Source organism: Planomonospora sp. ID91781 (assembly GCF_015711595.1).
Taxonomy (GTDB): Bacteria; Actinomycetota; Actinomycetes; order Streptosporangiales; family Streptosporangiaceae; genus Planomonospora; species Planomonospora parontospora.
In genome coordinates this window covers 2,524,937-2,550,492 of record NZ_JABTEY010000001.1, presented here as the reverse complement: position 1 = coordinate 2,550,492, position 25,556 = coordinate 2,524,937, and the positions used below count along the sequence as shown (strand labels likewise).

The 25,556-nt window shown below is 72.0% G+C and carries 24 protein-coding genes; 7 read left to right on the top strand and 17 right to left on the bottom strand.

All coding sequences use genetic code 11. The annotated features are described in order from the left end of the window. The first annotated feature begins 97 nt into the window (after positions 1–97). Positions 98–1,069 (top strand): zinc-binding dehydrogenase, encoded by a 972-nt coding sequence (locus HS048_RS11660; RefSeq protein WP_196466948.1) that lies wholly within the window; start codon positions 98–100, stop codon positions 1,067–1,069. Between the two features lie 145 nt (positions 1,070–1,214). Continuing rightward, entirely contained in the window at positions 1,215–1,526 is a 312-nt protein-coding gene (locus tag HS048_RS11655; protein ID WP_196466947.1) for a hypothetical protein, read from the top strand. A gap of 38 nt (positions 1,527–1,564) precedes the next feature. On the opposite strand, the gene HS048_RS11650 is transcribed toward HS048_RS11655, so the two are convergent. From HS048_RS11650 to HS048_RS11615, 8 genes are all read right to left on the bottom strand, one after another. Further along, positions 1,565–2,755, bottom strand: coding sequence for a DUF418 domain-containing protein (locus HS048_RS11650; protein WP_196466946.1), 1,191 nt, complete (start codon positions 2,753–2,755; stop codon positions 1,565–1,567). Between the two features lie 206 nt (positions 2,756–2,961). Next, a complete protein-coding gene (locus HS048_RS11645) occupies positions 2,962–3,849 on the bottom strand; it encodes an alpha/beta hydrolase (protein ID WP_196466945.1) in 888 nt (295 codons plus the stop codon). A 118-nt stretch (positions 3,850–3,967) separates the two neighbouring features. Beyond that, complete coding sequence (locus HS048_RS11640; protein WP_068895132.1) at positions 3,968–5,362, bottom strand: FAD-binding oxidoreductase; 1,395 nt, start codon at positions 5,360–5,362, stop codon at positions 3,968–3,970. A gap of 197 nt (positions 5,363–5,559) precedes the next feature. After that, positions 5,560–6,393, bottom strand: a complete 834-nt coding sequence (locus HS048_RS11635) for an ABC transporter permease (RefSeq protein ID WP_068895130.1) — start codon at positions 6,391–6,393, stop codon at positions 5,560–5,562. After that, positions 6,390–7,241 (bottom strand): ABC transporter permease, encoded by an 852-nt coding sequence (locus HS048_RS11630; RefSeq protein ID WP_196466944.1) that lies wholly within the window; start codon positions 7,239–7,241, stop codon positions 6,390–6,392. Before HS048_RS11630 ends, HS048_RS11635 begins: the two co-directional genes overlap by 4 nt. Positions 7,242–7,248: 7 nt before the next feature. After that, a complete protein-coding gene (locus HS048_RS11625; protein WP_196466943.1) occupies positions 7,249–8,490 on the bottom strand; it encodes a spermidine/putrescine ABC transporter substrate-binding protein in 1,242 nt (413 codons plus the stop codon). An 8-nt stretch (positions 8,491–8,498) separates the two neighbouring features. After that, on the bottom strand, positions 8,499–9,644 hold the full coding sequence (locus tag HS048_RS11620) for an ABC transporter ATP-binding protein (RefSeq protein ID WP_068895127.1): 1,146 nt from the start codon (positions 9,642–9,644) through the stop codon (positions 8,499–8,501). A 26-nt stretch (positions 9,645–9,670) separates the two neighbouring features. Beyond that, on the bottom strand, positions 9,671–11,104 hold the full coding sequence (locus HS048_RS11615) for a gamma-aminobutyraldehyde dehydrogenase (protein ID WP_196466942.1): 1,434 nt from the start codon (positions 11,102–11,104) through the stop codon (positions 9,671–9,673). 195 nt (positions 11,105–11,299) lie between these two features. On the opposite strand from HS048_RS11615, the gene HS048_RS11610 reads away from it, so the two are divergent. Beyond that, positions 11,300–11,794, top strand: coding sequence for an Lrp/AsnC family transcriptional regulator (locus HS048_RS11610; RefSeq protein ID WP_068895123.1), 495 nt, complete (start codon positions 11,300–11,302; stop codon positions 11,792–11,794). Positions 11,795–11,854: 60 nt separating this feature from the next. On the opposite strand, the gene HS048_RS11605 is transcribed toward HS048_RS11610, so the two are convergent. Next, positions 11,855–12,763 (bottom strand): DivIVA domain-containing protein, encoded by a 909-nt coding sequence (locus tag HS048_RS11605; RefSeq protein WP_084008058.1) that lies wholly within the window; start codon positions 12,761–12,763, stop codon positions 11,855–11,857. 101 nt (positions 12,764–12,864) lie between these two features. Between HS048_RS11605 and HS048_RS11600 the strand changes: the two genes are divergently transcribed. Together HS048_RS11600 and HS048_RS11595 are read left to right on the top strand one after the other, a co-directional pair. Beyond that, positions 12,865–13,575, top strand: a complete 711-nt coding sequence (locus HS048_RS11600) for an ATP-binding cassette domain-containing protein (RefSeq protein WP_068895119.1) — start codon at positions 12,865–12,867, stop codon at positions 13,573–13,575. A gap of 160 nt (positions 13,576–13,735) precedes the next feature. Continuing rightward, positions 13,736–14,410, top strand: coding sequence for a hypothetical protein (locus HS048_RS11595; protein WP_068895117.1), 675 nt, complete (start codon positions 13,736–13,738; stop codon positions 14,408–14,410). Between the two features lie 83 nt (positions 14,411–14,493). On the opposite strand, the gene HS048_RS11590 is transcribed toward HS048_RS11595, so the two are convergent. The 3 genes from HS048_RS11590 to rlmN all read right to left on the bottom strand — a co-directional run bounded on the left by HS048_RS11590 (position 14,494) and on the right by rlmN (position 18,887). Beyond that, on the bottom strand, positions 14,494–16,956 hold the full coding sequence (locus HS048_RS11590; protein ID WP_196466941.1) for a serine/threonine-protein kinase: 2,463 nt from the start codon (positions 16,954–16,956) through the stop codon (positions 14,494–14,496). A gap of 116 nt (positions 16,957–17,072) precedes the next feature. Continuing rightward, positions 17,073–17,669 carry a hypothetical protein gene (locus HS048_RS11585; RefSeq protein ID WP_068895113.1) on the bottom strand — a complete coding sequence of 199 codons (597 nt, stop codon included), beginning with the start codon at positions 17,667–17,669 and terminating at the stop codon, positions 17,073–17,075. 93 nt (positions 17,670–17,762) lie between these two features. Further along, positions 17,763–18,887, bottom strand: coding sequence for a 23S rRNA (adenine(2503)-C(2))-methyltransferase RlmN (gene rlmN / locus HS048_RS11580; protein ID WP_068895330.1), 1,125 nt, complete (start codon positions 18,885–18,887; stop codon positions 17,763–17,765). Between the two features lie 72 nt (positions 18,888–18,959). Here rlmN and HS048_RS11575 point away from each other — a divergent pair, with 72 nt between their 5' ends. Next, positions 18,960–20,042, top strand: a complete 1,083-nt coding sequence (locus HS048_RS11575) for a suppressor of fused domain protein (RefSeq protein WP_068895111.1) — start codon at positions 18,960–18,962, stop codon at positions 20,040–20,042. A gap of 32 nt (positions 20,043–20,074) precedes the next feature. Here HS048_RS11575 and HS048_RS11570 read toward each other — a convergent pair whose 3' ends face one another. The 5 genes from HS048_RS11570 to rpsB all read right to left on the bottom strand — a co-directional run bounded on the left by HS048_RS11570 (position 20,075) and on the right by rpsB (position 24,433). Then, complete coding sequence (locus tag HS048_RS11570) at positions 20,075–20,896, bottom strand: phosphatidate cytidylyltransferase (RefSeq protein ID WP_196466940.1); 822 nt, start codon at positions 20,894–20,896, stop codon at positions 20,075–20,077. A 75-nt stretch (positions 20,897–20,971) separates the two neighbouring features. Beyond that, positions 20,972–21,529 (bottom strand): ribosome recycling factor, encoded by a 558-nt coding sequence (gene frr, locus HS048_RS11565; RefSeq protein WP_084008056.1) that lies wholly within the window; start codon positions 21,527–21,529, stop codon positions 20,972–20,974. Positions 21,530–21,743: 214 nt separating this feature from the next. Further along, a complete protein-coding gene (gene pyrH, locus HS048_RS11560; protein WP_068895108.1) occupies positions 21,744–22,442 on the bottom strand; it encodes a UMP kinase in 699 nt (232 codons plus the stop codon). A gap of 122 nt (positions 22,443–22,564) precedes the next feature. Beyond that, positions 22,565–23,398, bottom strand: coding sequence for a translation elongation factor Ts (gene tsf / locus HS048_RS11555; RefSeq protein WP_068895106.1), 834 nt, complete (start codon positions 23,396–23,398; stop codon positions 22,565–22,567). A 144-nt stretch (positions 23,399–23,542) separates the two neighbouring features. Continuing rightward, positions 23,543–24,433 (bottom strand): 30S ribosomal protein S2, encoded by an 891-nt coding sequence (gene rpsB, locus HS048_RS11550; protein ID WP_068895105.1) that lies wholly within the window; start codon positions 24,431–24,433, stop codon positions 23,543–23,545. 454 nt (positions 24,434–24,887) lie between these two features. Between rpsB and HS048_RS11545 the strand changes: the two genes are divergently transcribed. Further along, positions 24,888–25,541: a M23 family metallopeptidase gene (locus HS048_RS11545; protein WP_307832431.1), complete on the top strand. Its 654-nt coding sequence runs from the start codon at positions 24,888–24,890 to the stop codon at positions 25,539–25,541. Positions 25,542–25,556 lie beyond the last annotated feature (15 nt).

Below are 25,556 nucleotides of genomic sequence, written 5' to 3'. Positions count from 1 at the left end.
CGTGTGACGCCGGTCACTCCCGGTTGACCTCAAGCAAAGTCGAGGTTCGAGACTGCTTCCGACGGATGCGAGCGAGCACGACATGAGGAGAGCGGCCATGAAAGTGATCGAGGCGAAGGCGTTCGGCGGGCCCGAGGTGCTGGCGGTGCGCGAGGTTCCGGACCCGGTCGCCGGGCCGGGTCAGGTCGTGGTCGGCGTGGCCGTCGTGGACACCCTGTTCGTGGAGACCCAGATCCGCGGCGGGGAGATGGGCGGGTACTTCGACGTGCGGCCGCCGTACGTGCCGGGCGGAGGGATCTCGGGGCGGGTGCTCTCCACCGGGGAGGGGGTGGACCCCGCCTGGACCGGGCGGCGCGTCGTCGCCAAGACCGGCGCGGCGGGCGGCTACGCCGAGCGGGCGGCGGTCCCGGTGGAGACGCTGGTCCCAGTGCCCGACGGCCTGGACCTGCCCGACGCCGCGGCCCTCGTGCACGACGGCGTCACCGCGCTGGGCGTCTTCGAGGCGGCGCGGGTCCGGACGGGGGAACGGGTGCTGGTGACCGGGGCGAGCGGCGGGATGGGATTCCTGCTCGTCCAGCTGGCGCACGCGGCGGGGGCCCGGGTCATCGGCACCGCCCGCGGCGCGCGGAAGACGGACCTGGTCCGGGACCTCGGCGCAGAAGCCGTGGTGGACCCCTCCGAGGAGGGCTGGGCGGAGCTGGTGCGCGAGCTGACCGGCGGCGCCGGAGCCGACGTGGTCTTCGACGGGGTCGGCGGGCGGATCGGCGGTGAGGCGTTCGGGGTGACGGCGCGCGGCGGCCGGTTCTCCGCGCACGGCGCGCCCACCGGGGGCTTCGCCGAGATCGACCCGGAGGAGGCGCGGGAACGCGGGGTGAGCCTGCGCGGCATCCGGGACGTGCAGTTCGCACCCGAGGAGGCGGGGCGGCTGACCGTGCGGGCGCTGGCCGAGGCCGCGGCGGGACGCCTCCGGCCGGTGGTCGGGCGGACCTTCCCGCTGGAGCGGGCCGCCGACGCGCACGCCGCGATCGAGGCCCGTGACGTGGTCGGCAAGACCCTGCTGGTGGTCTGAGCGTCGTCCCGGGCCTCGCCGGGAGCCGTCCGGAACGGATCCCGGCGAGGCGCGGACGGACCGTCGGAGACAGGCCGGGGGCGTGAACGGCCGGTCCCGCGGGGCCGGTTCCAGGAGATCGTCCCGGCCGGGGCGGGCGGATAGCATGGGACTCGCCGTCGACGCCGACCCGCCGCACGTCTGGCGCCAGGAGGTCGTCGAACCGGGGCACGCGGTGGGCTACGACGGCGTCGTCAACGACCACTTCCTCATCCGCACCGCGTCGTTCGATCCCCGCGGCGCGATGTCCGACGCCGAACTCGCCGCCGAGAACGTCACCGGCTTCCGCTGGTGGCGGCCGGCCGAGATCGCGGGCTACCACGGCCCCGACCTGTTCTCACCGCGCGACCTGGCCACCCCGCTGGCAGCGCTGATCACCGGCGGAGTTCCGGCGAGGCCGGTACCGCTCGGCCTGTGATCCGGGTGCGCGGAGCCGTGAGGCCCGCATGCCGAGGCTCACGGGCTCCGGACCGCGTCACGGGACCGCTCGGCGCCGTCCGCGCCGGGACCGCCGGACCTCCGGGAGCGCTGCGGCGCCCGGTAGGCCCACTGCCAGGCCAGTTCCAGCGGTCCCCGGTCGAAGCGGCGCAGCCAGAGCGCGGCCAGGACGGTGAACAGGGCGCAGACGCCCGCCCAGGCGGCCACCGGCCACCACGGCCCCTGGTCGGCCAGGCGCCCGGCCAGGCCGAGTCCCCAGCCGTAGCAGAGCGCCGCCGCCACCAGGTTCTGCAGCACGTAGCAGCTGAGCGCGGTCCGGCCGACGCCCGTCAGGCCGCGCCGCAGGAGGCCCGGAGTCCCGGACAGGCGGTGCGCGACGGTCGTGACCAGGGCGAGCAGACCGAGGGCCACCAGCGGGGGCAGCAGGTAGCGGTCCACCAGGAACCAGCCCTCCCCGGCGAAGGAGGTGAGCAGGTTCAGCGGCGCGCCGACGCCGAACCCGAGAAGCATGAGCCTGCGGCGGAGCACCGTACCCCGCTCCGAGCCCTCGAAGGCCCCGGCGCGCATCAGCCGCGAGCCGAGCAGGAACAGCACAATGCCCAGCGGGACGATGAACACCGCCTCCAGCCGGTAGAGGGCGAAGGAGTCGATCCGGGCGGCGACCTGGTCGGCGTAGCTTCCCTCGGTGAACAGGGTGACCGGCTCGTCCGCCCGCCCGGCCCGCTGCTCCGGCGCGGTCAGCAGCGCGGCGGTGAGCAGGCCGATGACCGCGGTGAACGCCGATCCCACGCCGATGATCCACCACCGGACCGCGCGGTCGCTGCGGCCGATCAGGTAGGCGACGACCATCGAGGTCACGGCGTAGCCCATCAGCACGTCGAACTCGAAGATCAGCAGGTAGTGGATCAGCCCTTCGGCGAACAGCAGCGCCGCCCGCCACAGGTACCAGCCCGGCCAGGGCGTACCCCGCCGCCGCGCCGAGCGGTACTGCAGCTCCAGGCCGACCCCGAACAGCAGGGTGAGCAGGGCCAGGAACTTGCCGTTGGTCAGGAAGCGCAGGAGGGTCTCCAGGGCGCCCGCCGGCTCCAGCGCGGCGAGCGCCCCCGCCGGCCCGGCGGGACTGGTGAAGATCCAGATGTTGGTGCCCAGCGTGCCCATGATCGCAATGCCGCGGAGCACGTCGAGGGCGTCGATGCGCTGACTCGTCATGTCTTCCACGATTCCGGCCGCAGCGGCGCCGGACATCGTCGCGCGGACCCATCCGGGCCGTACATCGATGGATGTACGGCCTGTGACCTTCGTCGGTCCGCGGCCTCCACCGGTCCGCTGCTTCCGGCGGACCGCGACTGCCGACTGTCCGCTACCTCCGGCGGTCCGGCCCGCACGGCCCGGCCCGCACGGCCCGGACCGCCCCGCTAGAGGTGGTCGGCGAGGAAGGAGGTCACCGCGTCGACGGCCTGGGTGACGTACGGCTCGGCGTCGTAGAGGTCGATGTGCAGCTTGGCGTCCAGCCAGACGAGCTGCTTGGGCCCCTCCATCCGCTTGTAGGCCTCCTCGGCCCCTTCCGGGGAGCAGAACCGGTCGACGACGCCGTGCACGACGAGCCCGGGCCGGGACCCCAGGAAGTCGGCGCCGGTCATGTTGTCCATGGTGATCAGCTCGCGGACCGACGCCCGGGTGACCTCGTTGCGCCAGTGCGGCGAGGCTCCGCGGGAGGTGCCGTAGTAGGCGAACGGCTCGTCGCCCGGCATCGCCGCCTCGCCCTCCTCCGCGACGGCCGGGACGTACTCCACCGGACCGCCGAGGTCCTGGCGCTCCAGGACCTCGGTGAAGGAGGCCAGCGCCCCCTGGTATCCGGCCGGCGACATCCCGGCGAGCATCGCGTAGGGGTTGTTGTAGGCCCCGGCGATCCCGGCGAAGACCCGCACCCGGGGGTCGAAGGCGGCGAACTTCAGCGCGTAGCCCGCGCCGAGGCAGATCCCGACCGCGCCGATCCTGCCGCCGTCCACCTCGGGCCGCGCCCGCAGCAGCGAGACGGCGGCCCGCAGGTCGCGCAGCTTGCCCTGCGGGTCCTCGTCGCAGCGGGGCTGCCCGCCGGACTCGCCCCAGTTGCGGTGGTCGAACGCCAGCGTCACGTATCCCGCCTCGGCCAGCCGGGCGGCGTACCGGCCGGTGACCTGGTCGCGGGTGCCGGTGAACGGCCCGGTGAGGACCAGCGCCGGATGCGGCCCCGGCCCTCCCGGGCCCCGCAGGTCGCCGACGAGCGTGACGCCGTCGGCGGTGAACTCAACCCTCTCGGTCATCCCCCAAGTCTGTACGGCCCGCGCTCCCGGCGCCAGCCGGGAACGCGGAGCCGTACGGGGTCCCGGGACCCCGGGAGCCGGGGAGACCGGCTCCCGGGGTCCCGCCCGGGTCGGCGGGTCAGGAGTCGAAGCCCAGGCCCATCCGGTCCAGGGTCCGCAGCCAGAGGTTGCGGCGGCCCTGGTTGAGGTCGGCCCGGGCGATCGACCAGCGGGTCAGCTGGATCCCGGCCGAGCGGACCGGCTCGGGCGGGAAGGGGATCGGCTTCTCGCGGACCATCCGGAGCCGCGTCCGCTCGGTCTGCCGCCCGGCCAGCAGGTCGAGCATGACGTTGGCGCCGAAGCGGGTCGCCCCGACGCCCATGCCGGTGTAGCCGACGGCGTAGGCGACGCGCCCGCCGTGCGAACGCCCGTAGAAGGCGCTGAAGCGGCTGCAGGTGTCGATGACGCCGCCCCACCGGTGGGTGAAGCGCAGGCCCGACAGCTGGGGGAAGGTCGTGAAGAAGTGCTCCGCCAGCGTGGTGAAGGTCGCGTCGCGCTGCTCGTACTCCGGCCTCATCCTGCCGCCGTTGTAGTAGACCGCGTCGTAGCCGCCCCACAGGATGCGGTCGTCGGCGGTCAGCCGGTAGTAGTGGAACCGGTTGGCCGAGTCTCCGACGCCCTGCCGGTTGCGCCAGCCGATCGAGGCCAGCTGCTCCGCCGAGAGCGGCTCGGTGACCAGCGCGTAGTCGTAGACCGGGACCACGAAGTGCTTCAGCCGCCGCAGCAGCGGCGGGAAGACGCCGGTGCCCAGGGCGACCGCGCGCGCCCTGACGGTGCCGTCCCGGGTCAGTAGTTCCATGCCGGTCGGGGTCTCCCGCATGTGGCGGACCGGGGTGCGCTCGTGGATGCGCACCCCCTGCTCCAGGCAGGCCCGCCGCAGGCCCCACGCCAGGGCGGCCGGATCGAGCATCGCGCAGCCGTCGCGCTCCCACATGCCGCCGACGTAGGTGGGCGAGTCCACCTCCGCCCTGACCCGGTCGGCGTCCATCACGTCGAACCGCACGCCCATCTCGCGGGCGGTCTCGGCGTTGCGGTGCATCTCCTCCAGCTGCCAGGGTTCGGTCGCCACGTGCAGTTCGCCGGTGCGCTCGTAGCCGCAGTCGATGCCGTACCGTTCGACGGTCTCGCCGATCTCGTCGAGGTTGCGCAGGCCCAGGTGCTCCAGGGTCCGGACCTCCTCGGGCCAGCGTTCCAGCCCGTTGGCGATGCCGTGGGTGAGGGTCGCCATCGCGAAGCCGCCGTTGCGGCCGGTGGCCGCCCAGCCGATCCTGCGTCCTTCGAGCAGGACCACGTCGAGCGACGGGTCGCGTTCCTTGGCCATCAGGGCCGTCCACAGCCCCGAGAAGCCGCCTCCGACCACCGCGAGATCGGCGGTGGTGTCTCCGGTGAGCCGCGGTCGCGGCTCGGGTTTCGCCGGACTGTCCAGCCAGTACGGCTTGCGCTCCGCATCAGCAAGAGCCTTCAGCGGATCCACAGATCTCACTTCCCTACGTGAGTCAGGTCTTCTTCGTATGTGGTGTTGTGTGATCCGGGGGGATCACACGCGGGTTCCCCCCGCCTGAGTCCGATCTCGCCTCCCTGTTCCGTGCCGGGGCCCTGTCACGGGCGCGGATGCGCCGAGGCCCCGCGTCCCCCTCCTGCGCAGGAGGGGGACGCGGGGCCTCGGCGTGGTCAGGTGCCGCGCCGTCGCGCGGTCACCGCGTTGAGCACGGCGATCGCGACGCCCGCGGCGAAGATGAGCGTGCCGATGACGTTGACCTGCGGCGGCACCCCGATCCGGGTGGCGCCCCAGATCCACAGCGGGAACGTCTGGACGTCCCCGCCGGTGGTGAACTGGGTGATGACGAAGTCGTCCACGGAGAGCGCGAAGGCGAGCAGCGCGCCCGCCACGACGCCCGGCAGGATCATCGGGAAGGTGATCCGCCAGAACGTCGTCCAGGCGGAGGCGCCCAGGTCGCGGGCGGCCTCCTCGATCGAGGCGTCCATGCCGACCACCCGGGCCCGCACGGTGATCGCCACGAACGAGAGCGAGAAGAGCACGTGCGCGATCACCACGGTCCAGAAACCGGTCTCCACCCCGGTGCTGATGAACAGCGAGAGCAGCGAGGCGCCCATGACGAGCTCGGGCGAGGAGATCGCGGCGAACATCATCAGGTTGGTCGCGCCCTGCCCGCGGAACCGGTGGCGGCCCAGGGCCAGGCCCATGAGCGTGCCGAGCACCGTGGTGACGAGCACGCTCAGCAACGCGATCTTCAGTGAGTAGTCCACCGCGTCGAGCAGCTGGGGGTACTCGTCCAGGCGGCCCCACCACTTTGCGGTGAAGCCCTGCCAGCTCACGTTGGACTTGCTCTGCGTGTCGTTGAAGCCGAAGACGATCATCACCGCGATCGGCAGGAGCAGCCAGGCGATGACCAGCCAGACGTAGACCCGCAGGAGCCGGTCGCCGGTCCGGCCCCGCGGCCTCGTCCGCACCCCGCCCGTGCTCCCGGGTTCGCTCGCGCTCATCGGGCCGCCGCCTCCAGCACGTTCTCGGTCCCCAGCGCCCTGGCATAGGCGAAGATGCCGACCAGCATCGCCGCCATCAGCGTGAAGGAGAGCGCCGCCGCCGTCGGGTAGTCGTTGTTGACCAGGTACTCGGTCTGGATGATGTTGCCGATCATCGTGTTCTCCGGCCCGCCGAGGATGGCGGCGTTGACGTAGTCCGAGGTCATCGGGACGAACGTCATCAGCACCCCGGCGAACACCCCGGGCAGCGAGAGCGGCAGCACGATCCTGGTGAACGCCTCGCGCCGGGAGGCGTACAGGTCCTGCGCCGCCTCCACCGTCCGGGGGTCGACCCGCTCCAGCGCCACGTAGATCGGCAGGATCATGAACGGCAGGTAGTTGTAGACCAGCCCGCCGATCACCGCGGCGGTCGTCTGCAGGACGTGGAAGTCGCCGGGGAGCAGGCCCGCCGACTTCAACGGCCCCAGCAGGATGCCGTCGTCGGCGAGCAGGAACTTCCATGACACCGTGCGCAGCACGAACGAGACGAAGAACGGCAGCAGCACCAGCAGCAGGTAGGTGGACTTGCGGGCGCCGCCCCGGAAGGCGATCCAGTAGGCCACCGGGTAGGCCAGCAGGATGGACAGGACCGTGGCGGCCAGGCCGTACCCGGCCGAGCGCAGGAACTGCGTGCCGTACTGGCCCAGCACGTCGCCGTAGACGCCGACGTTGAACGTCTGGGCGAAGCCGTTGACCAGGTCGCCCTCCTGGGTGGAGACCGAGGCCATGAAGACCATCGGCACCACCAGGAAGACCGCCAGCCAGAGACCGCCCGGCAGGACGAGCAGGTAGGGGGTGAGGCGTTTCATGCGGTTCTCAGCCCTGGGTGACGGGCTGGAAGATGTCCTCGAAGACCTTCTCCTCCGCCGGGCTCAGCACCTTGTACGAGCGCAGCTTGGCCATGTCGGCGTCGGAGGGGTAGATCATCGGGCTGCCGGCCACCTGCTCCAGGAACTCCTTGTCCTCGCCCTTCTCCGTGGCCGCCTTGGCCGCCAGGATGTCCTTGGTGGCCGGGACCGGGGCGATGTAGTTGATGTACTCCACCAGCATCGCGGCGATCTTCGGCTGGTAGACGTAGTCCATCAGCGTCAGCGCGTCCACCGGGTTCTGCGCGGTCTTGGGGATGCACATGTTGTCGGTCCAGATCGTGCCGCCCTCGGCGGGCACCACGAACCTCAGGTCCTTGCCCTCGGCGACCTGCTGGAAGACGTCGCCCGACCAGGCCATGGTGATCCACACGTCGCCGCGGACCAGCGCGTCGACGTAGTCGTTCTCGTAGTACTTGCGCACCAGGCCCGCGTCGCGCTGCTGCCGGAGCTTGTCCCCGGCCTTCCGCCAGTCGGCCTCGGTCGACTTGTCCGGGTCGATGCCCAGGGCGAACAGGGCGAAGTTCGCGACCTCCTGGGTGTCGCTCATCATGCCGACCTTCCCCTTGTACTTGGGGTTCCACAGGTCCTCGATGCTGGTGACCTCGTCGACGTACTTGGGGTTGTAGGCGATGCCGGTGATGCCGCCCGCCCACGGGACCGTGTAGGTGTTGCCCGGGTCCCAGACGGGGTTCTTGAAGCGCGCGCCGGCGTTGGCCGCGAAGTTCGGCAGTTTGGAGTGGTCGAGCGGGACCAGGTAGCCGAGCTGGATGGCCCGGTTGAGCTGGATGCTGTTGGTCAGCACCATCAGGTCGTGGCCGATGTCGTTGCCCGCGGCGAGCTGCGGCTGGATCTTGCCGAAGAAGGCGGGCATCTCCTGGATGGCCTCGGCGTAGGTCACCTGGATGCCGGTGTCGGCGGTGAACAGCTCCAGCGAGGGGTACTTCTTGCCGTCCTTGTCGATGTAGAGCGGCCAGTTGGCGAAGCGCAGCGTGCCGTTCTTCTTCTTCGACGCCCAGTACTCGGCGACGGCGTCCTTCTTCGGCGGCGCGGCCTTCTTGCCCTGCACGCCGCAGGCCGACAGTGCCAGGCCCGCGGCCGACAGCCCGGCCAGCCGGAAGGCGTCGCGGCGGGTCACGGAGCGGCTCTGCGTCATGCCGCGCAGGAAGGCGGGGGTGGTGCGGGGGTCCATGTGGGGGCTCAACTTCCGATCGCGTACGAGTGGTGCGGCTGCCACGACAGCCACACGGCGTCGCCACGCTCCGCCGTACTCGTGCTGTCCAGCGCGTTCTGTTGGAACACGGTGACCTCGGCTCCGTCGGCGAGGCTGACCGCATAACTGTTGTACAGGCCCAGGTACACCACCTCGGACACGGTCCCGCGCACGGCGCTGACGCCCCCGGCGGGCTCCTCGGTGGAGATCGTGATCTTCTCGGGGCGCACGGTGACCGCGATCGCGTCCCCGGCCCGGTGCGGGGCCTCCGCGACCAGGACCCGGCCCTCCTCGCCCAATCGCAGGACCGCCGCGCCGGACTCGACCCGCTCCACGGTGCCGCGGAGCAGGTTGGAGGTGCCGATGAACCCGGCCACGAAGGCGGTGGCGGGCCGCTCGTAGATCTCCCGGGGCCCGGCGAGCTGCTCGACCAGGCCGTCGTTCATCACGGCGATGCGGTCGCTCATGGTGAGCGCCTCGCTCTGGTCGTGGGTGACGTACACGAACGTGATGCCGACCTCGCGCTGGATGCGCTTGAGCTCGATCTGCATGGCCTGGCGGAGCTTGAGGTCCAGGGCGCCGAGCGGCTCGTCGAGCAGGAGCGCGCGGGGCCGGTTGACCAGCGCGCGGGCCAGGGCCACCCGCTGCTGCTGGCCGCCGGACATCTCCCTGGGGCGGCGCTTCTCGCGGCCCGTCAGGTCGACGATCTCCAGCATCTCGCCGACCCGCCGGGTGATCTCCGCCGCGGGGACCTTCTTGCGCTTCAGGCCGAAGGCCACGTTCTCCCAGACGTTCATGTGCGGGAACAGCGCGTAGGACTGGAAGACCATGTTCACGTCGCGCTTGTCGGGCGGGACGTTCGTGACGTCCCGGCCGTGCAGCCGCACCGTGCCGCGCGACGGCTCCTCGAAGCCGGCGACCATGCGCATGGTGGTGGTCTTGCCGCAGCCGGAGGGGCCGAGGAGCGAGAAGAACTCGCCCTCGGCGATCGTCAGGGTGACCCCCTTGACCGCCTGGACGACCTCACCGCGGGCGAGGTACTCCTTGACGACTCCGTCGAGCTCGATGGCGGGCACCTGGGGTGCGTCGGAGGCGGCCGCGGCCGCCTCCGTGCCCGCCTGGGGTTCGGTCATACCAGGCTCGTCCCTCTGTCTCGCGGCTATTCGCCGATGTAGTGCATGACGTGCTTGACCCGGAGGTAGTCGTGCAGGCCGAAGACCGACAGGTCCTTGCCGTAGCCCGAGTGCTTGAACCCTCCGTGGGGCATCTCGGAGACGAACGGGATGTGCGTGTTGACCCACACGACTCCGAAGTCGAGCCGCTTCGACATCCGCATCGCCCGGCCGTGATCGGAGGTCCACACCGAACCAGACAATCCGTACTTTACGCCGTTCGCCTTGGCCACCGCGTCGGCCTCGTCGGTGAACGTCTGGATCGTGATCACCGGGCCGAAGACCTCGTTCTGCACCATCTCGTCGTCCTGCTGCAGGCCGTCGACGACGGTGGGGGCGAAGAAGTAGCCCCGGTCGCCGATCCGGTGACCGCCGGTCAGGACCTTGGCGTGGCCGGGGAGCCGGTCGAAGAAGCCCGCGACGCGCTCCAGCTGGACGGCGTTGTTGAGCGGGCCGTACAGGGCCTCGGTGTCGGACAGGTCGCCGGTCCGGGTGTTCGCGGCGGCCTCGGCGAGCGCGGCGGCGAACTCGTCGTGGACGTCCTCGTGGACCAGCACCCGGCAGGCGGCGGTGCAGTCCTGCCCGGCGTTGTAGAGCCCGGCCGTGGCGATGGACTCCGCGGCGGCCTTCAGGTCCTTGACGTCGTCGAAGACGACGACCGGGGCCTTGCCGCCGAGCTCCAGGTGGACCCGCTTGAGATCCTCGGCGGCGGTCTTGGCCACCGCCATGCCCGCGCCGACCGAACCGGTGATCGCGACCATCTGCGCGGCCGGGTGGCCGACGACCAGGGCGCCGGTCTCGCGGTCGCCGACGACCACGTTGAAGACGCCCCTCGGCAGGACCTCGCCGATGATCTCGGCCAGCTTGACCGTGGAGACCGGGGTGGTGTCGGACGGCTTGAGCACCACGGTGTTGCCTGCGGCGAGCGCGGGGGCGATCTTCCAGACGGCCATCATCATCGGGTAGTTCCAGGGCGTGACCTGCCCCACGACGCCGATCGGCTCGTGCCGGATGACGGAGGTGTGGTCGGCGAGGAACTCGCCGGCCGTCGGCCCCTCCAGGGTGCGGGCGGCACCGGCGAAGAAGCGGAAGTGGTCGGCGGCGACCGGGGTCTCGTCCTCGGCCATCCGGGCCAGCGGCTTGCCGGTGTTGCGGCACTCGGCCTCGTTCAGCTCCCCGGCCCGCGCCTCGATCGCGTCGGCGACCTTGAGCAGCAGGTTCGCGCGCTCGCCCGGAGTGGTCCGGCTCCACGACTCGAACGCGGCGGCCGCGGCGGCGTAGGCTTGATCGACGTCCTCCGCCCCGGAGACCGGCGCCTGGAGGTAGGCCTCCCCGGTGCACGGGTCGATGACGTCGGAGAATCGGCCGCTCTTGGCGTCCACGAACTCACCGTTGACGTAGTTCTGCAGACGGGTGGTCACCGTTGACCTCCTGTGAAGGGGGCTGAGTTGTCGCGACTCTTACAGAGCAGGGATATCACGACAAGGGATTTCGTTGCGAAGATACCAAATTGCTACGGAATCGCTTGACAGAAGGCCGATAGCTGACAACATGTCGCATCAAAGCCGTAACCCGACGGCGACAGCCCCGCAATCCAGACGCGAGGGAGCGCGCGCATGACGACGCCACCGAAGGTCCGCCGCGACCACGACGGCAGGCCCGGTCCCGTCGTGCTCGACGACATCTCCAAGCAGATCATCGAGCAGCTGCAGAGCGACGGGCGCAAGCCGTACGCGGCGATCGGCAAGGCGGTGGGCCTGTCCGAGGCCGCGGTCCGCCAGCGGGTCCAGCGCCTGCTCGACGCGGGCGTCATGCAGATCGTCGCGGTGACCGACCCGCTGACCCTCGGCTTCCCCCGCCAGGCCATGATCGGCATCAAGTGCGAGGGCGACCTGGAGACGGTGGCCGACGAGCTCTCCGCCATCAAGGAGATCGACTACGTCGTGCTGACCGCCGGGTCCGTCGACGTCATGGTGGAGGTGGTCTGCGAGGGCGACCAGCACCTCCTGGAGATCCTCGGCAAGATCCGCGCCATCCCCACCGTCCGCGCGACCGAGACCTTCGTCTACCTCAAGCTCCACAAGCAGACCTACTCCTGGGGCACCCGCTGACGGTCTCCTGAGGCGCCCGCGGACGGGTCCCCCTGGGACATGCGCGGGGACGCCCGCCGCTCAGCGGCCGAGGTGGCGCTCCACGACGCCGACGAGCTCGTGCAGGAAGTCGTCCACCTGGCTCACCGCGTATCCCGGCCGGAAGACGACCGTGCTGAACCTGGCCTCGCGCACGTCGTCGGGGGTGACCGGCTGGTCGGTGGTCCCGCGCAGCGTGGCCGCGACCCGGTCGAGGAAGACGTCCACCTCCCCCTCGTCGTAGCCCATGCCCAGCCGTCCCGCCCGGAAGGCGACCCGTTCGATCCTGGCGGCCTCCTCCTCCCCGGAGAGAACGGGCTCCCCGCCTCCCGGGCCGCCTGGCCCTCCATCCTCCCCGGCGCCCGGACGCCGCTCCGGGGCCTGCGGCCGGTCCTGCTCCGGACCCTGCATCCGCTCCCGCTCCGGGCCTTGCACCTGGTCCCGCTCCGGACCCCGTTCCGGGTCCTGCGCCCGGGCCCGTTCCGGGTCCTGCGCCCGGGCCCGTTCCGGGTCCTGGACGGCCGGCGCAGCCGTCGCCGCCTCCTCCACCGCGGGTGGAGCGGGCGGGACCGCGGCCGAGACCGGTGGGGCGACGGCGGCTTCCTGCTCGTCCGGCGTCCCGTCCCGCGGGCCGTTCTCCGCTTCCGCCGGGACCTCGGCCGGGTGGTGACCGGCCGTACGCGCCTCCACCGCGCGCTTCTCCACCGCGCGCTCCCCGGCCGCGAGCGTCTCCACCGCCACGATGAAGGCGTCCAGCGCGTAGTCCACCGCGGTCTCGTTGTAACCGCCGAGCTTCACCCGGAAACGGGCCTCGCGGATCTCGTCGGCGGTGATCGGCGCGTCGGTCGGCGCGCTCCTGCCGAGGGTGCTCTCGATCCGGTGGATCAGCGCGTCCACCTGGTCCGGGTCATAGCCGTAGCGCACGCCCAGCACCCGTGGAAAGCGGTTCAACCCCGCGTCCTTTCCGTCCCTTGTACGGCGTTCCCGTGTGATCCCTATTCTGACGGGACAAGAGCCCGCAAGGCGAGACCCGGCGGTAGGGTGACGGGCCTATGCGGCTTTCCGACGTGTCCTTCCGCTACTCCCGCCGGGGTCCCTGGATCCTGCGGGACGTCGGGCTCTCCCTCCGCCCCGGATCCGTCGTCGAGGTCACCGGGCGCAACGGGGCGGGGAAGTCCACGCTCCTGCGCCTGCTCGCCGGGGTCGTCCCGCCGTCCCGGGGCTCGGTCGCCGAGCGGCCCGCCGTCGTCGGATACGCCCCCGAGGTGTTCCCGGTGGACCAGCCGTTCACCGTCTCGGCCTACCTCGCCCACATGGCCGGGGTCCGGCGCGCCTCCCCCGCCTCCGGTACGGCGCTCGCCGAGCGGCTCAACGCGACCCACCTGCTCGACCGGCCGCTCGGCGACCTGTCCAAGGGCAGCGCGCAGAAGATCGGCCTGATCCAGTCCCTGCTGGCCCCGCCCGGCCTGCTCATCCTGGACGAGCCCTTCGCGGGTCTCGACGAGCAGACCCGCGACGAGCTTCCCGTGATCATCGGTGAGATCGCCGCCCGCGGTGGTGCGGTCGTGGTCAGCGACCACCAGAACCAGCTGCGCGACTTCCCCGGCGCCGGCCGCTGGCTGGTCGCGGACGGCACGGTCACCGCGCGGGACGGGGAGCGGTCGCGCCGGGCGGTCATCGAGGTGACCGTGGACGCCGCCGAGGCCGACGAGCTCGAGCAGAAGCTCCGCGCCGACGGCCACACCACCAGGCGGATCTCCTGAGCGCCCGCGCCCCTCTCGCCCCTCGGCGGAGGCGGGGCCGCCGCGGGCCGGGGGAGCCCCCCGCCGCGACCCGCGTCACCCGGCGGGAGCAGGACCGCCGCAGGCCGGAGAAGACCCCCACGACCGCCCGCACCCCCGCACGCACCCCTCGGAGCGCCCGGTGACCGTCGCCCTCACCCGGTTCAAGCTGGCCGCCTACGCCAGGTCCCACCGGTTGCTGCAACCGCTGCTCGCGCTGTTCACGATGATGCTGATCTTCTATTCGACTGTCGTCCCGGACGGCAAGCAGCTGGCCTCCTACGCCGACTCGGCCGGGCTGCTGATCGTCGTCTTCGCCTGGGCCGCCCGGGGGCTGCTCGACACCGAGCCCGCCGCCCAGCGGGTGGTCTCGATGACGGCGGCCGGAGGACCCGGCCGGGAGGTCCGCGCCGGGCTGCTCGCGGCGCTGGCCGTCAACGCCGGCCTGGCGGCGATCGCGGTGGCGCTGCCGCTGCTCCACGGTTTCGCGGTCCTCCCCTCCTCCGGCGACCTCGCCAGGGGGGTGGTGCTGCACCTGCTCGGTCTGAGCGCCGGGACCGCCCTGGGCGCGCTGACCAGCAGGCCGATCCTGTCCTCCCCGGCGGCCTCGATGCTGACGCTGTTCGGCGGCTACCTGGGTCTGCTGCTGCTCAGCCTCACCCCGGCCGCCGGGTTCACGGTCCCGATCATGCCGTGGATGCGCGCCGCCAACGCCGGGACCCTCGACACGGTCCTGCTCCCGGTCACGGCCGCGACCCTCTTCTGGGCCGCCGCCGGCACTCTCGCCTACGTGCGACTCCGCCGTACCCGGCCCTGACCACGGTCGCCCCTGACCATGCCCGGCCCTGACCACGGTCGCCCCTGACCGCGCCCGGCGACCGCGCAACGCCCGGCGACCCCTCAGGCGGCGCGCAGACCGCCGACGTCGTACAGCAGCACGTCGTTGCCGACGGCCACCGCCAGGACGAGCCCGTCGCCGCTGAAGGCCACCGCGTGGACCTGGCCGAGAGGCAGGGGCGGCCGCAGGCTCCGGCGGGTGGCGACGTCCCACAGCCAGACGCCGTCCTCGTCGGTCCCCGCGGCCAGGACGGCCCCGTCGGGGCTGCACGCCAGGCCGTTGACCGTCGAACCGGACCCCTTGAACACCGGTCCCTCCGGTTTCCGGGAGGCCACGTCCCAGACCCGCACCACCTTGTCGTAGCCCGCGCTCGCCAGGGTGGTGCCGTCGAGGAAGACGACGGCGTTGACCTGGTCCTTGTGGCCGTTCAGCACTCCGGCGGCCTTGCCGGAGGTACGCCACAGCCGTACCGCGCGGTCCCATCCGGCGGTGGCCAGCAGCCGCCCGTCGGGGCTGAACGCCGCACCGGCGACCAGCTGGCCGTGGCGCATGGAGGCGCCCTCCTGCCTGCGGTCGGAGGTCCGCCAGAGCCGGACCCACTCGAATCCGCTGCCGGTGACGAACCGCTCGCCGTCTGGGCTGAACTCCGCGAAGAAGGCGCCGACCACCGGCTTCCCGACGCGCCGCCCGGAGGCCACGTCCCACACGTGCGCCTCGGTGTCGCGCACCCCGCCGACGCTGACCAGTCTCCTGCCGTCCGGGCTCAGCGCCACGCCCTGGACGTAGAACTCGCGGTCGTCCAGTTCGGCGGTCACCTCACCGGCCGGTACCTTCCACAGCCGGACCTTGCCGTCCCAGCACCCGGCGGCCACCGTACGGCCGTCGGCGGAGATCGCGAGACCCTGCACCAGGTTGCCGTTCCGCAGCACCAGCGGCTCGCCCGGCCCCGACGTGATCAGCCGGGACGGGCTCGGGGTGGCGGCGGCCGTGGACGCCGTCGGCCCGGCCGAGGCCGCAGAGGTCGCCGCAGAGGTCGACGGGGACGGGGGCGGGGTGCTCGCGGCCCTCGGATCCGGCCCGGGCGAGGAGGTGACCGGCCCGGCCCCCTCCCGCAGATAGCGGGGGAGCAGGATCGCGGCCGCCGTCACCGCACCGGTGACCAGCGCGCTCCCTCCGCCGATCAGCAGGCTCCGGCGGGAGAGCCCGCCCGGCGGGGCCTCCGCTCCCCGGGAGGGACCGGTGGGCGGCGCCACGGGGAAGGCGCCCTCCGCCGGCGCGGTCGGGACCCCGCCGCCTGACGGCGGCTCCGCCCGGGAGGGGCCGGTGAACGGCTCCGCCTTCTGGAAGGAGCCGGTGGGCGGCTGCACCGTCCAGGAGGGGCCGGTGGGGGACTGCGCGCCGAACCGTCCCTGGCCGAACGCCTCCTGCGGAGAGGGCGGCCCGGTCGCCGGAGACGGCTGCGCCTCCGGCGGGAAGGCCGGCCAGGCCGACGGCGGCGGTGCGCCCACCGGCGCGGACGGTCCCTGCGGAGACAGTCCGGCCTGCGGAGACAGTCCGGCCTGCGGAGACAGTCCGGCCTGCGGAGACAGTCCGGCCTGCGGAGACAGTCCGGCCTGCGGAGACGGTCCGGCCTGCGGAGGCGGCTGCCCGAGCCGTCCCATGGCCGTGCTCAGCAGGTCTCCTCCGGCGGGCGCCGCCGTACCGGAACGCGCCGCCCCGTCACCGGTGATCAGCGCCAGCAGGACCTCCTCGGCCGTGGGCCGGTGCTCGGGCGCCTTGGCCAGGCAGCGGTCGACGACCGGCCGCAGGCCCGCCGGGAGGCCGGTGAGGTCGCACTCCTGGTGGAGGATCCGGTAGATCAGCGCCGCCAGGGCGACGTCGCGGCCGAACGGCGTCCTGCCCGTCCCGGCGAACAGGATGGTCCCGGCCCAGCTGAACAGGTCGGAGGGCGGTCCCAGCCGCCCTCCGGAGAGCTGCTCGGGCGACATGTACGGCGGGGTGCCCATCACGCTGACGGACGTGGTGGCCATGTCCGTGCTGCGCGCGATGCCGAAGTCGACCACCCGCGGCCCGTCTGGGCCGAGCAGGACGTTGGCGGGCTTGAAGTCGCGGTGGACGATCCCGGAGCGGTGGATCGCCGCCAGGGCGGTGGCCGTGCCGATCGCGAGCCGTTCGAGGTCGCGCGGATCGAGCGGCCCGCGCGAGCCGACCCGCTGCTCCAGCGACTCCCCGTCGATGAACTCGCTCACCACGTACGGCTGGTCCCCGGCCGTGCCGACGTCCAGGATGCGCGCCGTACAGAACGGGGGCACCCGGCGGGCCGCCTCCACCTCGCGCAGGAACCGCCTGCGGACATCGGGGTCACCGGCGACGTGAGCGTGCAGGACCTTGATCGCGACCCGCGTCCCCGCGGGCGACTCCCCGAGGTGCACGACCCCCTGCCCGCCCTCGCCCAGGCGGCCGAGCAGGCGGTATTCCCCCAGCCGGACCGGATCGTCCGGACGCGGCGGTCGCGGTCCCGGCATGTGCGTCTCCCGGCGTCGTGCGGTCTCGAGTCGGTACGGCGGGCGGACGCGACGGACACGTCCACCCGCACCCCCCAGACCGATCATGCCTCAGGACGGTGCGGGGCGGAGCCGCGTCACCCCTTCTCCTCCAGCTGCTCCAGCGCGATCCTGGTCTTGCCGAAGGGGATGTACGGCGCGGCCTCCTTCGACATGTGCAGGTAGCCCACGGTGTCGGCGTCGACCCAGTAGCAGCGGGTGCCCTCCCCCTCGGCGAGGTTCTGGCAGGCGGCCGCGGCGGGGGACGAGCCGGGGCTCACGGGGACCCAGTCCGTCCTCGCGCCGGCGGGCTTGCCCGCCTTCCCGGTCAGCCAGTCCAGGGCGCCCTTGAGGTCGCTCACCTGGGCCTGCGATCCGGTGGCGGTGACCTGCTGGCCCGCGGTGACCCCCGAACCGCTCCGGTAGGTCACGGTGAGCTGCCCACCGGCGGACTTGTGGTGCGGTCCGTCCGGGATCACGTCGTCTCCCGCGGCGGGCTCGACGGAGACGCGGTCCATCGTGAACAGCCTCTCGGGGAACGGCTCGGCGAAGGAGCCGGGTGCCTTGGTCGTCTCGGTGCCGGCCGTCGGGCCGGCCTCGGCGGAACCGGCCGTCAGGTCGGCCTCAACGGAATAGGTGCATCCCGTCAGGACGCCTGCCATCAGCGCCGTCAGGGAGATTCGTACGATGTTCACCCTCTGAGGATTCAGCAGTGCACTTGCGTGACACTTGTATCCCTCTGGTGACGATCGTGCCCGGCATCCCGTCCGGGAAGACCGCTGCGGCCCCTACTCGGCGGCGGCGAGCTGGCCGCAGGCGCCGTCGATCTCGCGGCCGCGGGTGTCGCGGACCGTGACCGGGACGCCGTGGTACTCCAGCCGGCGGACGAAGGCCCGCTCGTCCTCGGGGCGCGAGGCCGTCCACTTGGAACCGGGGGTGGGGTTGAGCGGGATCAGGTTGACGTGCACGAGCTTGTTCCTGATGAGCTTGCCGAGCAGGTCGGCCCGCCACTCCTGGTCGTTGATGTCCTTGATCAGGGCGTACTCGATGGAGACGCGGCGCTTGGTCCTCGCGGCGTAGTCCCAGGCCGCGTCGAGCACCTCGGCGACCTTCCACCGGGTGTTGATCGGCACCAGGGTGTCGCGGAGCTCGTCGTCGGGAGCGTGCAGGGAGACCGCCAGCGTCACCGGCAGCCCCTCGGCGGCGAGCTTGCCGATCGCGGGGACCAGGCCGACGGTGGAGACCGTGACACCCCGGGCGGAGATGCCCAGGCCCTCGGGGGCGGGCTCGACCAGCCGGCGGACCGCGCCGATGACGGCCTTGTAGTTGGCCAGCGGCTCGCCCATGCCCATGAAGACCACGTTGCTGACCCGGCCGGGGCCGCCGGGGACCTCGCCGCCCGCCAGCTCGCGCGCCCCGGCGACGACCTGCTCGACGATCTCGGCGGTCGACATGTTCCGGGTCAGGCCCGCCTGGCCGGTGGCGCAGAACGGGCAGTTCATGCCGCAGCCCGCCTGCGAGGAGACGCACATCGTGGTGCGGTCGCTGTAGCGCATGAGCACGGACTCGACCAGCGCGCCGTCGAAGAGCCGCCACAGCGTCTTGCGGGTGGTGCCGCCGTCGCAGGTGATCTCCCGGACCGGCGTCAGCAGCTGCGGGAACAGGGCGCTGCCGAGCTTCTCGCGCGCCGCGGCGGGCAGGTCGGTCATCGTGGCCGGGTCGCCGTTGAGGCGGTCGAAGTAGTGCCGTGAGAGCTGGTCGGCGCGGAACGGCTTCTCCCCCAGCTCGGCGACCGCGGCCCGGCGCTCGGCCATGGTCAGGTCGGCCAGGTGGCGCGCGGGCTTGGCCCGGCGGGGCGCCACGAAGGTGAGCTGGCCGGGGGCGGGGGTCCCGGTCTGGCTGGTGGTCGACACGTCCAATGCCTTCTCTCGACGGTTGCGCGAATACTCGAAGCGGTGCTCGACCCTGATCTAGAGTCCGGAGGTATGGCGACATTCCGCCCCTCAGAGACGAGGGGAGACGGCGTCGAGGTCGTGCTCACCGACGTCAATCCCTACGGGAGCCGGACCCTGGTGGTCGAGCGCGACGAGATGTCCTCGGTAGCTTACCTGTGCGCGTCCGGCGGCACCGTGCACGGAGCGGTCTGGCTGGCCAACCACGTGCCCGCCCCGCCCTCGGCCGACCCGGTCCGCCTGGACGCCGGGCTGCCTCCCGTGGCGCCCCGGGCGAACACCCGGCACCCCTCGGGCAGACCGCCGCTGGGATCCCTCCGGCCTCTCTGGTTCGAGGAGGGCGACGGCGTCGCCCTCTACGAGAACGACGAGCTCCTCGCGGTCATTCCGGGCTGGGCCGACATCGGCAGGGGCATGCCGGGATACGCACGCGACATGATCGGTGGGACGCCGTTCGCCTGGTCGCTGGCGGACGCCCGCGACGAGCTGGCTCCGCGCCTGGCGGCGGCCCGCTCCTACTGGGAGTGGCGCGCGGGCGACGGCGCCTGGGCCTCGTTCCAGCAGTTCGTGATGGGCCACCTGGACCGGGCCGTCGGATCGGCGGGCCGGTTCTGGGACGCGGGCGGCGGGCGGCTGCCCACCGTGGGCATCACCGAGCGTCCGCCGGAGCGGGGCCGCGGGCACACGATCCTGTCCACCGTCGGCATGAGCTGCCAGCGCATGCCCTCGGTCGAGCGGTACATCGACCGGCCCGACGCCTACGCCAGGATCGAGCTCGCCACCGCCACCCGCGGGGACCCCCGGGAGGCCGCCCGGCTGCTGGTCTGGCTGGGCCAGTATCCGTGGCATTCGGTCACCTGGCTCGGTGACGGGCACACCGCCCACTGGTACCACCGGCCGGAGACGTTCCCGCTGGGGCCGGACTACAGCGGCGTCGTCCTGCTCTCCCGGCTGCCCGGCCTGCCCGACCTGTCGGGCTTCACCTTCGGCGGGGACGCCGTGCGCTGGCTCTGGCTGCTCCCGGTCACCGCGGGCGAGCTCCGGCTGACGGCCTCGGACGGCTATCAGGCTCTGGCGCCCCGGCTCTCGGCCGACCGGCTCCTGCGGACGGGCTGACCGGCCGCCGGCTCGGGGCGGCCAGCGGGCGTTCAGACCAGCAGGGTGAGCAGCGCCCAGACCGGGATGAGCGCGGCGACGAGGGAGTCGAGGCGGTCCATCATCCCGCCGTGACCGGGCAGCACGCTGCTCATGTCCTTGATCCCGAGATCCCGCTTGATCACCGACTCGACCAGATCGCCGAGCGTGGCGGCGACCACGACGACCGCGCCGATCAGCACGCCCTTCCAGATCTCGGCCTCCAGCAGCCACGCCGTCAGCCAGCCGCCGACGGCCATGCAGGCCAGCGCCGATCCCGCGAAGCCCTCCCAGGTCTTCTTCGGGCTGATCGCCGGGGACATCTTGTGCCGGCCGAAGAGCACTCCGGCGAAGTAGCCGCCGATGTCGCTGGCGACGGTGGTGGCGATGAAGACCACCACCCGGTCCGGCCCCTGGTCCTGGGCGAGCAGCAGCGCCACGAACCCGGCGAGCAGCGCCGGGTAGGCGGTGACCAGGACCGTCGCGGCGGTGTCGCGGACGTAGCCCTCGGTTCCGGCGAACATCCGCCAGATCATCAGAACCAGCAGGGCCGCCGCGAAGACGCCGACGAGCCAGACCGGTCCGCCCCAGTAGCCCCCGGCGAGCATCGCGACCAGCGCGGCCAGCACCGGGACCGCCGGGACGCGGATGTCCCTGGTCGCGAGCGACCGGACCAGCTCCACCACCCCGGCGCCCACCGCCACGAGCACCACGGCGAGGAAGAGCTCCTCGACGTAGTAGAGGGAGAGGATGACCGCCGCTCCCAGACCGGCCCCGACCGCGACCGCGGCAGGGAGATTCCGGCCGGTACGGCTACCGCCCGCCGCAGATTCCAAGGGGTCCCACTCTCATACACACATACACAAAATCCTTGTCCCGCGCGGAGTGCCCGCGCAGGACAAGGATCGGGCTCAGACTTCGAGCAGCTCGGCTTCCTTGTGCTTGAGCAGCTCGTCGATCTTGGCGACATGCTTCTGGGTCAGGTCGTCGAGCTCCTTCTCCGCGCGACGCACCTCGTCCTCGCCGGCCTCGCCGTCCTTGACCAGCTTGTCGAGGGCCTCCTTGGCGTGACGGCGGATGTTGCGCACCGAGACCTTGGACTGCTCGGCCTTGGTACGGGCGACCTTGATGTACTCCTTGCGGCGCTCCTCCGACAGCTCGGGGAAGGCCACCCGGATGACGTTGCCGTCGTTGCCCGGGTTGACGCCCAGGTCGGAGTCTCGGATCGCCCGCTCGATCGCGGCCATCGAGCCCTTGTCGTAGGGCTGGATGATGACCATGCGAGCCTCGGGGACGTGGAACGAGGCCAGCTGCTGAATGGGAGTGATCGTCCCGTAGTACTCAGCGCTGATCTTGTTGAACATCGACGGGGTGACGCGGCCCGTGCGGATGCCGGCGAAGTCGTCCTTCGCCACCCCAATGGCCTTGTCCATCTTTTCCTCGGCTTCGAGGAGGGTTTCGTCGATCACAGCGGCTCCCTAGTCTTCTGGGTCACTCACCATTCCTCACGCGCTTCGCGGGCCGCCGCCCGCCGGAGGATCGCCTCCGGCGGACCCGTGCCGCGTACCGCTCCGCTCGCTCCGTCGGGCTCGCTCCCTGTCTTCTGGTCGCTCGCCCTCCTCGCGCGCTTCGCGGGCCGCTCCTCCGTCGCGTACCGCTCCGCTCGCTCGTCAGGTTCGCTTCCTATTTCCCTGCCGGGCTCACGAGTGTGCCGATCTTCTCACCGTGCACCGCCCGCAGGATGTTGCCCTCGCCCATGAGGTCGAAGACGACGATCGGCAGGCCGTTGTCCATGCAGAGGCTGATGGCGGTGGCGTCCATGACGCCGAGGCCGCGGGTCAGCACCTCACCATATTCGAGATGATCGAACCTGACGGCGTCGGGGTTCTTCCGGGGGTCGGCGTCGTAGACGCCGTCCACCTGGGTGCCCTTGAGCAGCGCCTGGGCGCCGATCTCCAGCGCGCGCTGGGCGGCGCAGGTGTCGGTGGAGAAGAACGGCGAGCCCAGTCCCGCGCCGAAGATCACCACCCGCCCCTTCTCGAGGTGGCGGATGGCGCGGCGGGGCAGGAAGGGCTCGGCCACCTGCTGCATGGTGATGGCCGTCTGGACGCGGGTCTCGATGCCCCGCTTCTCCAGGAAGTCCTGGAGCGCCAGGCAGTTGATGACGGTGCTGAGCATGCCCATGTAGTCGGCCCGGGCGCGGTCCATGCCGCCCGCCGACAGGGCCGCGCCGCGGAACATGTTGCCCCCGCCGACCACGACCGCGACCTGCACGCCGCCGCGGACCGCCTCCGCGATCGAGTCGGCCAGGTGGCCGACCACGACCGGGTCGATGCCCATCGGCTCGCTGCCGGCGAAGGCCTCGCCGGACAGCTTCAGCATGACGCGCTTCCAGCGAAGCGTGCCCGCATACGACGAAACCGCCGACGCAGCGGGTTCTGGATTCTCCTGCACGACGGCGGCCTCCTCGTAGGGGTGTTCTGCTGAGAGAAGCTGGTCTAAGCCTAAGCCTGGCCGACCTTGAAGCGGACGAAGGCCTCGACCTTGACGCCGTTCTCCTCGGCGAACTTCTGGATGGACTTCTTGTTGTCCTTGACGAACGCCTGCTGGAGCAGGGTGAAGTCCTTGTACCAGCCGTTGACGCGGCCGTCGACGATCTTGCCGATGGCGGCCTCGGGCTTGCCCTCCTCGCGGGTCATCTCCTCGAAGAGCGCGCGCTCCTTCTCGATGACGTCCGCGGGGACCTGCTCGGCGCTGAGGTACTTGGGAGCCATCGCGGCGGCGTGCTGCGCGATGTCCTTGGCGACCTGGGCGTTGGCGGTGTCGAGCTGCACCAGGACACCGACCGCCGGCGGGAGCTGCGGGTCGGTCCGGTGCATGTAGGCGCCGACGTAGCCGCCCTCGAGGACCGCGAAGCGCCGGATCTCGATCTTCTCACCGAGCGCGGCGTTGGTCTCGTCCAGCAGCTCCTTGACGGTCTTGCCGTTGAGCTGCGACTCGAGCAGGGTGGGGACGTCGGCCGGCTTGGTCGCCAGGACGTGCTCGACGACCTGCGCCGCGACCTCCTGGAAGCGCTCGCCCTTGGCCACGAAGTCGGTCTCGCAGTTGAGCTCCAGCAGCGCGGCGACGGAGTCGCCGTCCTGCTTCAGGGCGACCAGGCCGTTGGAGGCGGTGCGCGCCTCGCGCTTGCCGACGTCCTTGGCGCCCTTGAGGCGCAGGAGCTCGACGGCGCGGTCGAAGTCGCCCTCGGACTCCTCCAGAGCCTTCTTGCAGTCCATCATGCCGGCCGCGGTCAGCTCACGAAGCCGCTTGACGTCGGCCATGTTCACGGAAGCCATTGTCTTTTCCTCGTGGGAGTCGTCACTGATCTCAGGGAGTCGGCATGAGATCAGGCTGGGTGGATCGGGTGGGCGTCCCCGTGACGGGCACGCCCACCCGGAAAGAGCCTTGCGAGTCGTACGGCTGCGCCGTACGAGGAGGAACTAGGCCTGCTCGGCGTCGGCGGCCGGAGCGGCCTCCGCGTCGGCGTCGTTCTCAGCCGCCGGAGCGGCCTCGGCCTCGGCGGCCGGGGCGGCCTCGGCCTCGGGGGCGCCCGCGAGAAGCTCCTGCTCCCACTCGGCCAGCGGCTCGGCGCCACCGGCGACGGCCGGCTTGTCCTCGCCGCCGCGGGCCGCACCGGCACGGGCCATGAGGCCGGCGGCGACGGCGTCGGCGACGACGCGGGTCAGCAGGCCGACGGCGCGGATGGCGTCGTCGTTACCCGGGATCGGGTAGTCGACCTCGTCGGGGTCGCAGTTGGTGTCGAGGATCGCGACGACCGGGATGTTCAGCTTGCGGGCCTCGCTGATCCCGATGTGCTCCTTCTTGGTGTCGACGACCCACACCGCGCTGGGCACGCGGGACATGTCGCGGATGCCGCCGAGGGTGCGCTCCAGCTTCTCCTTCTCGCGGCGGCGCATGAGGAGCTCCTTCTTGGTGAGCCCCGACGCGGCGACGTTGTCGAAGTCGAGCTCCTCGAGCTCCTTGAGGCGCTGGAGCCTCTTGTGCACGGTGGAGAAGTTGGTGAGCATGCCGCCCAGCCAGCGCTGGTTGACGTACGGCATGCCGACGCGGGCGGCCTGCTCGGCGATGGCCTCCTGCGCCTGCTTCTTCGTGCCGATGAACATGATCGTGCCGCCGTGCGCGACGGTCTCCTTGACGAAGTCGTACGCCCGGTCGATGAAGGCGAGCGACTTCTGCAGGTCGATGATGTAGATGCCGTTGCGCTCGGTGAAGATGAAGCGCTTCATCTTCGGGTTCCAGCGCCGGGTCTGGTGACCGAAGTGCACGCCGCTCTCGAGCAGCTGTCGCATGGTGACGACGGGGGTGGACATGTGATTGTCCTCCAGGTCGGGGCGCCCATCGCTGAGCGCTGTTCTCGGTTGACGCGGCGGCCTTCGGCCACCGCCCTGATGCCCCCGGACCGCTCCAGCCGGGCTCTCGCCCGGACCGAGGGAAACGGCCCCGGATGGGGCATGCGAAGTCAGCCCGTGAGTTACAGGCCATCGGAAAGTGTACCCGCCGCGGCGCCGCACCCTGACCTTTCAGGGTCAAACCACGCCCGAACACCGCGTGGAAGCGACCGCCGGCTCCCGGTCCGGAAGGCGGGACACACCTGCCGGTCGGCCCCGCCACGTCCATGACGCCCCCGGTCCGCCTCCACCCCCGCCACGTCCACAACACCGCCGGTCCGCCTCCACCCCCGCCACGTCCACAACACCGCCGGTTCGTCCACAGAATCCCGTTCGCCGCAGCGCGAGCGGATCTCCGCCGTTCATGCTTGCGGCTGTGATCTCCCGTTCCCTCCCTGCCCTGGCCCTTCTGCCGGCTCTCCTGGCCGCGTCTCCGGGCTCCACCGACGCGACCCGTGCGACGGAGCGCGCGGCGGATCGCGTGACGGACCGGGCGGCCGCGTCCGGGCGCCCCTCCCCGAGCCCCGCGAGCGCGGAGCCCGCCGCCGCCGAACCGCCGGTCACGTCGGCGGACACGCCCCGGAGCGGGCCGACGGCCGCGTCGCGCTGGGCGTGGCCGCTCCCCGGCCGCCCCCGGATCCTGCGGGCCTTCGCACCTCCCTCTCAGCCCTGGCTCCCCGGGCACCGGGGCGTCGACCTCGCCGCGCCCTCCGGCACCCCGGTCCACGCGGCGGGCCCGGGAACGGTCGGCTACGCCGGTCCCCTCGCCGGACGCGGTGTCGTCACCGTGCTCCACTCCGCAGGCCTGCGCACCACTTACCTCCCGGTCCGTGCGTCGGTACGGCGCGGCCAGGTGGTCGAACGGGGCGAGGCCATCGGCACGGTCGAAGACGCGCCCGGGCACTGCCCGACCGGCTGCCTTCACTGGGGCCTGCTCCACGACCGGCGCTATCTCGACCCGCTGCTCCTCCTGGGCCACGGCCAGGTCCGGCTCCTGCCGCTGCCGCTGCCGACCGGCGGAGTCCCCTGACGGCACCGGTCCGCC

What these genes read in the sequence shown, in the direction of transcription:
- HS048_RS11660 (WP_196466948.1), top strand. Translation starts at nt 98, where the DNA reads ATGAAAGTGATCGAGGCGAAGGCGTTCGGCGGGCCCGAGGTGCTGGCG.
- HS048_RS11655 (WP_196466947.1), top strand. Translation starts at nt 1,215, where the DNA reads ATGGGACTCGCCGTCGACGCCGACCCGCCGCACGTCTGGCGCCAGGAG.
- HS048_RS11650 (WP_196466946.1), bottom strand. Translation starts at nt 2,755, where the DNA reads ATGACGAGTCAGCGCATCGACGCCCTCGACGTGCTCCGCGGCATTGCG.
- HS048_RS11645 (WP_196466945.1), bottom strand. Translation starts at nt 3,849, where the DNA reads ATGACCGAGAGGGTTGAGTTCACCGCCGACGGCGTCACGCTCGTCGGC.
- HS048_RS11635 (WP_068895130.1), bottom strand. Translation starts at nt 6,393, where the DNA reads ATGAGCGCGAGCGAACCCGGGAGCACGGGCGGGGTGCGGACGAGGCCG.
- HS048_RS11630 (WP_196466944.1), bottom strand. Translation starts at nt 7,241, where the DNA reads ATGAAACGCCTCACCCCCTACCTGCTCGTCCTGCCGGGCGGTCTCTGG.
- HS048_RS11625 (WP_196466943.1), bottom strand. Translation starts at nt 8,490, where the DNA reads ATGGACCCCCGCACCACCCCCGCCTTCCTGCGCGGCATGACGCAGAGC.
- HS048_RS11620 (WP_068895127.1), bottom strand. Translation starts at nt 9,644, where the DNA reads ATGACCGAACCCCAGGCGGGCACGGAGGCGGCCGCGGCCGCCTCCGAC.
- HS048_RS11610 (WP_068895123.1), top strand. Translation starts at nt 11,300, where the DNA reads ATGACGACGCCACCGAAGGTCCGCCGCGACCACGACGGCAGGCCCGGT.
- HS048_RS11600 (WP_068895119.1), top strand. Translation starts at nt 12,865, where the DNA reads ATGCGGCTTTCCGACGTGTCCTTCCGCTACTCCCGCCGGGGTCCCTGG.
- HS048_RS11590 (WP_196466941.1), bottom strand. Translation starts at nt 16,956, where the DNA reads ATGCCGGGACCGCGACCGCCGCGTCCGGACGATCCGGTCCGGCTGGGG.
- HS048_RS11575 (WP_068895111.1), top strand. Translation starts at nt 18,960, where the DNA reads ATGGCGACATTCCGCCCCTCAGAGACGAGGGGAGACGGCGTCGAGGTC.
- pyrH (WP_068895108.1), bottom strand. Translation starts at nt 22,442, where the DNA reads ATGCTGAAGCTGTCCGGCGAGGCCTTCGCCGGCAGCGAGCCGATGGGC.
- tsf (WP_068895106.1), bottom strand. Translation starts at nt 23,398, where the DNA reads ATGGCTTCCGTGAACATGGCCGACGTCAAGCGGCTTCGTGAGCTGACC.
- rpsB (WP_068895105.1), bottom strand. Translation starts at nt 24,433, where the DNA reads ATGTCCACCCCCGTCGTCACCATGCGACAGCTGCTCGAGAGCGGCGTG.